The 7,913-nt window shown below is 69.9% G+C and carries 9 protein-coding genes and 1 pseudogene; 1 reads left to right on the top strand and 9 read right to left on the bottom strand.

Annotated elements, in window-relative coordinates:
• Window positions 1-175 precede the first annotated feature (175 nt).
• The 9 genes and pseudogenes from pcaD to GEV10_30980 form a co-directional block, all read right to left on the bottom strand.
• On the bottom strand, window positions 176-940 hold the full coding sequence (gene pcaD, locus GEV10_31020) for a 3-oxoadipate enol-lactonase (protein ID MQA82835.1): 765 nt from the start codon (window positions 938-940) through the stop codon (window positions 176-178).
• Window positions 941-988: 48 nt separating this feature from the next.
• A pseudogene (locus GEV10_31015) lies at window positions 989-1,101 on the bottom strand (CoA transferase subunit A).
• Window positions 1,094-1,384, bottom strand: a complete 291-nt coding sequence (gene catC, locus GEV10_31010; protein MQA82834.1) for a muconolactone Delta-isomerase — start codon at window positions 1,382-1,384, stop codon at window positions 1,094-1,096. Before catC ends, GEV10_31015 begins: the two are co-directional and overlap by 8 nt.
• 4 nt (window positions 1,385-1,388) lie before the next feature.
• Window positions 1,389-2,513 carry a chloromuconate cycloisomerase gene (locus GEV10_31005; GenBank protein ID MQA82833.1) on the bottom strand — a complete coding sequence of 375 codons (1,125 nt, stop codon included), beginning with the start codon at window positions 2,511-2,513 and terminating at the stop codon, window positions 1,389-1,391.
• Window positions 2,510-3,358, bottom strand: coding sequence for a catechol 1,2-dioxygenase (catA, locus tag GEV10_31000; GenBank protein MQA82832.1), 849 nt, complete (start codon window positions 3,356-3,358; stop codon window positions 2,510-2,512). The genes GEV10_31005 and catA overlap by 4 nt, the downstream gene beginning before the upstream one ends.
• A 34-nt stretch (window positions 3,359-3,392) precedes the next feature.
• Complete coding sequence (locus GEV10_30995) at window positions 3,393-4,205, bottom strand: alpha/beta fold hydrolase (protein MQA82831.1); 813 nt, start codon at window positions 4,203-4,205, stop codon at window positions 3,393-3,395.
• Entirely contained in the window at window positions 4,205-5,470 is a 1,266-nt protein-coding gene (locus GEV10_30990) for an LLM class flavin-dependent oxidoreductase (protein MQA82830.1), read from the bottom strand. The genes GEV10_30995 and GEV10_30990 overlap by 1 nt, the downstream gene beginning before the upstream one ends.
• Window positions 5,471-5,505: 35 nt before the next feature.
• Window positions 5,506-6,105, bottom strand: coding sequence for a flavin reductase (locus GEV10_30985; protein ID MQA82829.1), 600 nt, complete (start codon window positions 6,103-6,105; stop codon window positions 5,506-5,508).
• 169 nt (window positions 6,106-6,274) lie between these two features.
• A complete protein-coding gene (locus tag GEV10_30980; protein MQA82828.1) occupies window positions 6,275-7,234 on the bottom strand; it encodes a LysR family transcriptional regulator in 960 nt (319 codons plus the stop codon).
• Window positions 7,235-7,414: 180 nt separating this feature from the next.
• On the opposite strand from GEV10_30980, the gene GEV10_30975 reads away from it, so the two are divergent.
• The gene (locus GEV10_30975) at window positions 7,415-7,780 is read left to right on the top strand and encodes a hypothetical protein (GenBank protein ID MQA82827.1); all 366 of its coding nucleotides are present in this window, start codon (window positions 7,415-7,417) and stop codon (window positions 7,778-7,780) included.
• The last annotated feature ends 133 nt before the right edge of the window (window positions 7,781-7,913 follow it).

Genomic DNA, 7,913 nt, shown 5'->3' with positions numbered 1-7,913 from the left:
GGCGGTGTTGTCGGAGCTCGCAAGTACGCCCAAGTACGAGCTCGTCCTCCGCCACCGCCTGTGTCTTCGACCGCCGGAGGCAGCTGGCGCGGACCACCCTGGACGCCGCTCGCCTCGAACGCCGTTTACCAACACGCCCTAGTGTCTCCCGGTCATCAACGCCGTCCGCAGTCGATCACTCGACGAATGGCGGCGCGGTCCAGTGCTCGACCAGCATCGCCGTGACCCTGTCGGCCAGCTCGACGTTGGCCAGGTGCGCGGCGTCACGGAGGACCGCGAGGTGGGCGTCGGGGATACCGGTGCCGATGACCTCGGCGTGCACGGGCGGTGTGGCGGGGTCCTCGGCACCGGCGATCACGAGCGTGTACGCGCGGATCCGGGCGAGCAGCGGCCGCAGGTCCAGCGTGGCGATGGCCTCGCAGCAGGCGGCGTAGCCCTCGGCTGGGCTGCGGATCAACTGCTCGCGCAGTTCGGCCGCCCGGGGCGTGGCGGCGAACGCGGGCGTGAACCACCGTGCGACCACCGTGTCCGCGACAGCCCGCGTGCCGCCGTTGCGCACGGTGGCGGCGCGCGCGAGCCACGCGCGCGCCGGCGGCAGGTGCGCCGACGTGCAGATCAGCGCGAGCCGGTCGACTCGCTCGGGGTGGGTCGCGGCGAGGTACATGGCGATCATGCCGCCGAGGGAGAGCCCGCCGAAGTGTGCTCGCGGGATGTCGAGGTGGTCGAGAAGAGCCAGCACGTCGCCGGTCAGTCCGGCGATGGTGTACGGACCGGGCGGGACGGGGGACGCGCCGTGGCCGCGGTGGTCGTAGCGGACCACGCGGAACGCGCGTGTCAACGCGGGCAGTTGCTCGTCCCACATCGCACGGGTGGTGCCCAGGGAACCGCCGAGAACGACGACCGGTGCGCCGACGGGTCCTTGCACGTCGTAGGCGATCACGCGTCAGCCCGCGGATGCCTTGGTGCGATCGAATCGACGCAGCACGGTGATCTCGAGGCCGGCGGCCACCGGATCAGGTGCGTGAACCCTTCCAACGCCACCGTGTCACCGTCATGCACCACCGCGGCTATCGCCTCGCGCAGCGTCGCAAGCTCAGCCATCCTGGGCCTCGATCGCCGACGGGTGGGTGGCCAGCGGTGTCACCCGGATGTCGAGGTAGGGGTAGAGCGGCAGTTCGGACAGCAGCTCGTGCAGCCGGTCCACCGAGCCGACGTCGAACACGCTGACGTTGGCATACCGCCCGGCCACCCGCCACAGGTGCCGCCACTCCCCGCCGCGCTGGAGGTCCTGGGCGCGGGCCCTCTCCTCGGCCTTGAGCCTCTCGACGGCGTCGGGATCGGTGTCGTGCGGGATGCGGACGTCCATCTCGACGAGGAACAGCACGGCCTCATTCCTTTCGGCTGAAATGGCGGACACTGTCCTCGTCCACGCTCACCCCGAGGCCGGGGCCCTCGGGTACGTGCAGATGCCCGTCGCGGTAGGTCAGCGGCTCGGTGAGCAGGTCGTCGGCGGTCAGCAGTGGCCCGAACAGCTCGCTGCCGAAGGTGACCGCGGGCAGGGTGCAGTAGGAATGCAGGGCGGCGACGGTGCCGATCGACGACTCGATGCTGGTGCCGCCATGGCATGGGATGCCGGCCGCGGCGGCCACCGCCGCGATGCGCGCCGTGACGGTGAACCCGCCGGACTTGGTGACCTTGAGCGAGAAGATGTCCGCGGCGCGGATGCGGGCGAGGCGGAAGGCGTCGTGCTCGCTGCGTACGCTTTCGTCGGCCATCACCGGCATGTCCAGCCGGCCGGCCAGCCGAGCCATGCCGTCGGTGTCCCAGGCGGGCAGCGGCTGTTCGACGAGCTCGATGCCGGCTTCCTGCAGCCGGGGCAGGTACCGCGTGGCGGTCAGCTCGTCCCAGGAGGCGTTGAGGTCGACCCGCAGGCTCGCCCGGCTGGCGAGCGCCGCGGCGACCTTCTCGATCCGGCCGATGTCGGCCGCCGGGTCCTGCGAGCCCATCTTCAGCTTGAAGCTGTGGTGCTCGCCGGCCTCCAGCTTGGCGGTCGCCTCCCCGATGATGTCGTCGGCGTCGCTGGCGCCCAATGCCCAGGTGACCGGGAGCGAGTCGCGCACCAGGCCGCCGAGGAGTGCGTGCACCGGCACGCCCAGCGTGCGGCCCCAGGCGTCGTAGAGGGCGGTCTCGAGGCCGGCCTTGGCGAACCGGTTCTCGTTGACCTGGCGGTCCATCTGCGCCCGTACTGCCTGCACGTCGGCGACGTCCCGGCCGACCACGAGCGGGGCGAGGTAGCCGTCGATGATGGCTCGCATCGTCTCCACCGACTCCCCACCCCACCAGGGCCCGCCGGGGGCGACCGCCTCACCGAACCCCTCGGCTCCGTCGGCGGTACGGACGCGGACGAGGACGAGGCTCTGCTGGTCGATCTCGGTCACCGAGAACCTGTGCCGCCTGCGCAGGGGCAGGTCGACGACGGTGGTGCTGACCGATTCGACGCGGGCAGCGCTCATCGGACGGGGTCGAGGACGAAGTCGTAGCTGGCGTGCAGCGTGCCGTCGGCGTCGGTATGCGGGTCGAGCACCAGCTCGGGCTTGACCGCTTCGGCGACGTCGCTGTCCAGCCACTCGCCGCCGGAGAAGTACAACTGGGTGGTGAGTCTCTGGTGCCCGGGTACGGTGACCAACAGGTGCAGGTGCGCCGGCCGCCAGGCGTGCCAGCCCGCGGCGGCGATCAGCGCCCCGGTCGGCCCATCCTTCGGGATCTCGTACGGCGCGGGCCGCACGGTGTGGATCTCGAAGCGGCCCTCGGCGTCCGCGGTCACGACGGCCCGCAGGTTGCCGTCCGGTATGCCGGGCGCGAACCCCGAGTAGTACCCGTCGGCGTCGGCGTGCCAGATGTCCAGGGTGGCGGCGGGCAGCGGTATGCCGTTGGTGTCGCGGACGGTGCCGGTGAACACCAGCGGGTCGCCCTTCTCGTCCTCGCGCATCGGCAGCGCGCCGGGGCCGACGATCGACGTCTGGCTGGGCAGGTAGTACGGGCCCTGAATGGTGCCCTTGGAGCCGTGCCGGACCTCGGTGGCGACCTCCTCGACGACGTGCTCGACGAACACGTCCAGGAACAGCGGCCACTCGCCGGCCTCGCCGACGTCGACGAGCCACTGCTTGGCCGCCTGGAACTCGGGGTAGGTCATGCCATGTTCGCGGATCGCATCGTGGATGCGGTGCAGGATGTCGCGGGCGAAGGCGTCGATCCGCTGCCGGTCGGAGGCGACGGTACGGTCCACGCTGGCGCGGAATGCCTCGGTCGCGGCCGTGCCGGAACCCGCGGCGGTGGGGGCGTGCATCTCGGTGGTCATGGTGATGTCCTTCGGTGCGTGGGTGACGGCGTTGTCAGCTGAGGAATCCGTCGATGACGGCGGCGGTCTGTTCGAGCTGCTCGACCTGCGGGATGTGGCCGCAGTTGTCGATCACCGCGACCTTGCCGTCGGCGATGAGCTCGGCGAACTCGCCGGCGTAGGAGACGTCGATGAGGCTGTCCTGTCGGCCCCATACGATCAGCGTGCTCGCGGTGATGCGGTGCAGCCGGTTACGCAGGCCCTTGTCGGGGATCGGCCACATGAACTTGGCGGTGCTGCCGAACGCCCACACCATGCCTGCGGTCGCGGCGACCCGCTGCTCCTCGTCCTCGGGCATGGCGAGCATGGCCTGCGCCGCTTCACCCGCGGGGTCGTGGAACAGCAGCGCGGGCAGCTGCTCGGGCGGGGTGGCGACCCAGTTCGCGACCGGGGTGTCCTCGCGCCAGAGCCCGATCGGGTCGAGCAGCACGAGCTGTTCGGACAGGCCGGGGAAGTGCGCCACCAGCTCGGCGGCGAGCATGCCGCCGAAGGATTGCCCGACCACGACGGGCTTGTCCAGCCCGAGCCGCCGGACGACCTCCTCGTAGGCGAGCACGATGTCGGAGAGCTCGTCGATGGCGTGCACGGCGTAGGGGTCGCCGACGCTGGTACCGGGGAACTCCGGGGCGTAGACGGTGTAGCGCTCGGACAGGTGCGACAGGAACGGGTCCCACGCCAGGCCGGCCGCCGGGTGCAGGTACAGCAGTGGGGGCCCGGCTCCTGCCACCTTGACGCGGATGGTCAGCTTGCCGTCCCAGACGTCGATCGCTTCTTCGCTGATCACGGGGGTGGTGTCGGTGGTGGTCATCAGACGGCCGCCTTCTCGCGCTCGGACTGGACGGTGGCAGGCTGGGGCACGCCGCCGAGGCGCTCGGGCCACCAGTGGTGCTGGTGCTCGGTGTCGCTCCACAGGCCGCGCAGGTGCGGGGCAACCTCCTCAGCGAACAGCTGGATGTTCTTCATGGCCAGGTCACGGGGCAGCGAGCCGAATCCGAGCATGGCGTGCAGGTTGCCGATGCCGTAGTCCTTGCAGAAGGCGGCGACCTTCTCCCTGACGGTGGCCGGGCTGCCGCAGATGACCACGCCGGCGTCGACCAGGTCGCGGAACGTAGCGGTCTTCATCTGGTAGTACAGGCCGAAGTCGCCGGGGTCTTTCAGCAGCGCCTGGACGCCGCGGATGTCGATCGCACCGGGCAGGCCCAGCTTCTCCGGCGGGATGCTGCCCAGCCCCTTGCGGAAGCCGTACTCCAGGTGCTCGGCGTACTCCTGCTCGGCCCGCTCGTCGGTCTCGGCGACGGCCACCGTCTGCAGGAACCCGAGCCGGTACGGGTTGCGGGGCACGCCGACCTGGTCGGCCAGCTCCCAGAACCGGTCGAAGATCCGCTTGCCGGTGAGCTCGGCGCCGAACCAGGACAGGTAGTTGAAGCCGAACCCGCGCTCGAGTGTCATCTGCATGGTGCGCGGGTTGCCGATGCCGGTGATCCACACCGGCGGCGCCGCCTGCAACGGCCGCGGCCAGATGTTGACCTGCGGGTGCTGGCTGTACTTGCCGTTCCAGCCGAACGGCTTCTGCTCGCGCCACGCCTTCAGCACCAGCTCGAGGTTCTCGTTGAAGCGCGGGCGGGTCTCGGTGGGGGGTATGCCGTTGTTGAGGTTGGCGTCATAGCTCAGGCCTACCGGGAACCCGGCGACCAGCCGCCCGCCGCTCATCACGTCGATGGTGGCGTACTCCTCGGCGACCCGGACCGGCTCGCGCGTCTTGCCCAGCGAGCGGCCCATCGGGTAGATGGCCACGTCCAGGCCCTCGTGCTCGGTCATGTAGGCCAGTGCGCTGGCGATCAGGTCGGGGTTGGGCACCATGTCGTAGCTGGACTGGCCGTGCTCGGTGACCGCGACGCCGTCGAACCCGGCGCGGGCGCCGAGCATCAGCTCGTCCATGAAGTCGCGGATCGACGAGTAGACGCCGTCGGCGTCGGTCAACGCGTACGGGGTGCTGCACACCGACTCGTAGTGCTGCTCGAAATCGGGTGGCAGGTACCGGTAGGGCGCTTGTTCGAATAGTGAGATCTTCAACGGACTCTCCTTTGAGCGTTCAGGGTGCGCGAGGATCAGGCTGAAGCGGCGTCGTGCAGACGGCAGGCGTGTGCCAGCCAGGGGTTGGCCGACGGGTCGTCGCGGGCGACCATCCGAGGGGCGTCGTGCAGCGGTAGTCCGGTCATCGCGAACGAGCCGCCGGTGAACAGCAGCGGTTCGCCCGGCCGATGGTCGGCGGTGACGACCTCGCCGACGACGAGCACGTGGTCGCCGCCGTCGTAGATGCGCCAGGGGTGGCACTGGAAGGTGGCGATCGTGTCCGCCAGGCACGGGGCTTCGCCGTCGTGCTGCCAGCGGACGCGGGCGCCGGCGCGCGGGCGGCCGGCGAACTGCATCGCCACGTCGATCTGGTCGGCGCGCAGCACGTTGATCGCGAACGGACCGTGGCCCACGTGCCCGGCCGCCCGGGCGCTGCGCGCCAGTGAGACGAGCACCAGTGGTGGGTCGAGCGACACGGCGGTGAAGGAGTTGACCGTGGCACCCCGTGGCTCGTCGTCGTGGGTGTAGCTGACGACGGTCACGCCGGTGACGAACCGGGACAGGCAGCTTCGCAGGTGCCGCGGGCTTAACACCTCCGCGACGGCGGTGGGCGGACTCTCGATCTGGCTGGTCATGATCGCGGTCCCCTTCGACTCGGCCGGCATGAGGTGAGGGGAAAGACGCTAGAAACACCGCACTGAAATGTCCAACACAGGAAAATTGCGCGATTAAGAGGATGCACGTCTTGGTTGCCGGGTGGAAGCCGCAGGTCAGCGGTGGGCGTATGCCTTCTCCCTCTCGACCCTAGATCGAGAGGGAGAAGTAGTCGTCCTCGTCGCCCGGTCCTCGGATGGTGCCGGGCGCGGGTCCGCGGTCTCGACTGCGCACTACGGAGCGTGCCGTCTCGAGGTACCGCCGGACCACCGGGCTGACCTCGCCCTCGCGATAAGCCAGAGCGAGCTGCACGCTCACCTGGGGCGTCGAGAGCCGCCGATAGGTCGCGCCGTTGATCCGCAACTGCCGCACCGACTCCGGCACGAGCGCGATACCCATGCCCGCTGCCACCATGGCGACCATCGACGCCGTCTCGGCCAGCTCGTGTCGCACGTTCGGAACGAAGCCCGCGCGACGGCACGCGTCGATCACGACGCCGTAGACGCTCGACGGCGGGTTGCTCGGGTAACTGATGAAGGGCTCGTCGGCAAGCGTCTCCAGCGAGATCGAGCGCGCGCCGGCCAGCGGATGCTGCGTCGGCATCAGTACCACGAGCGGCTCCTCGCGCACCATCTCGACGACCAGGCCCTCGGCGGTCACCGGCGGTCGGAGCACACCGACGTCGATCCGACCCTCGAGCAGGCCCTCGGCCTGTGCGGGCGTGAGCATCTCGCTGTGCAGCTCGAGCTGGACGTCGGGGTTGCGCTCCTGGAACGCCCGTACGAGCCCGGGCAACAGCTCGTAGGTCGCCGTGCCGGTGAACGCCAGTGACAGCCTGCCGAGCTGACCTTCGGCGGCCTTCTTCGCATCGGCCATGGCCTCGTCGCTACGCGCGAGCAGCATGCGGGCCCGTTCGTAGAACACGCTCCCTGCGTGCGTCAGCTGCACCGACCGCGTGGTGCGCGTGAACAGCTCCACATCCAGTTCGTGCTCGAGCTTCTTGATCTGCTGGGACAGCGGCGACTGCGCGATCAGCAGCTTCTCCGCGGCGCGGGTAAAGCTCTTCTCCTCGGCGACCGCCACGAAGTAGCGGACATGACGTAGCTCCACAGCTCTCTGTACCACGCGCAGCCCCTGGCGGCGAGCCTTCCGGGCCCGGCTCCTCCAGCGCGCCGCACGCCGATCGTGCGACAGCCACCGTCGCGGCAACCACTGACGCTGCCTCGCCGATGAGGAAACCCCGAGGCTGCCGTACACGGTGTGGAGTCCCGGCAGGCGTACCGTGAGCGCATGGCCGCGTACACCGCTGTGGGTTTCGCGAACGTGCACCTCACGGACAGTTGGGTGCTCGACGTCACCGTGCGACCGGGTGAGGTCGTCTTCGACCTGGATCTGGTCGTCCTGCCGAGTCACCCGTCGTACGACGAGCCGCTGCCCGGCGAGCAGTACTGCTACCGCAGTGCGGCACTGCGGTTCCCCGACCTCGCCGAGGTCACCTGGACCATGGGCACAGGACCGCCCGCCATCGACGCCGACGGCGAGATCGACTACGGCAACATCGACACCCTGCGCTCCGACGGCGACGTCTACGAGCTCTCCGGCGACTGGGGCGCGATGCGGATCGTCGCCGGCGCCCCCGTCATCGACCTCGGCTGACCAACCTATGAGGTCGAAGTCAAGTCCGGGCTTGAGGTGAGCTTGGGCATGGTGGGCTGGCTCACCGGCTGGATGCCGCTGAGCTTGGTCGTGGGTGGATGGTGGTGCGTCGCTGCGGGCGGTGCCTCGCGCC

It is taken from the genome of Streptosporangiales bacterium (genome assembly GCA_009379955.1).
Classification (GTDB): domain Bacteria; phylum Actinomycetota; class Actinomycetes; order Streptosporangiales; family WHST01; genus WHST01.
Note: the sequence above shows the minus strand (reverse complement) of the source record. Positions and strands in the feature narration are given on the sequence as shown.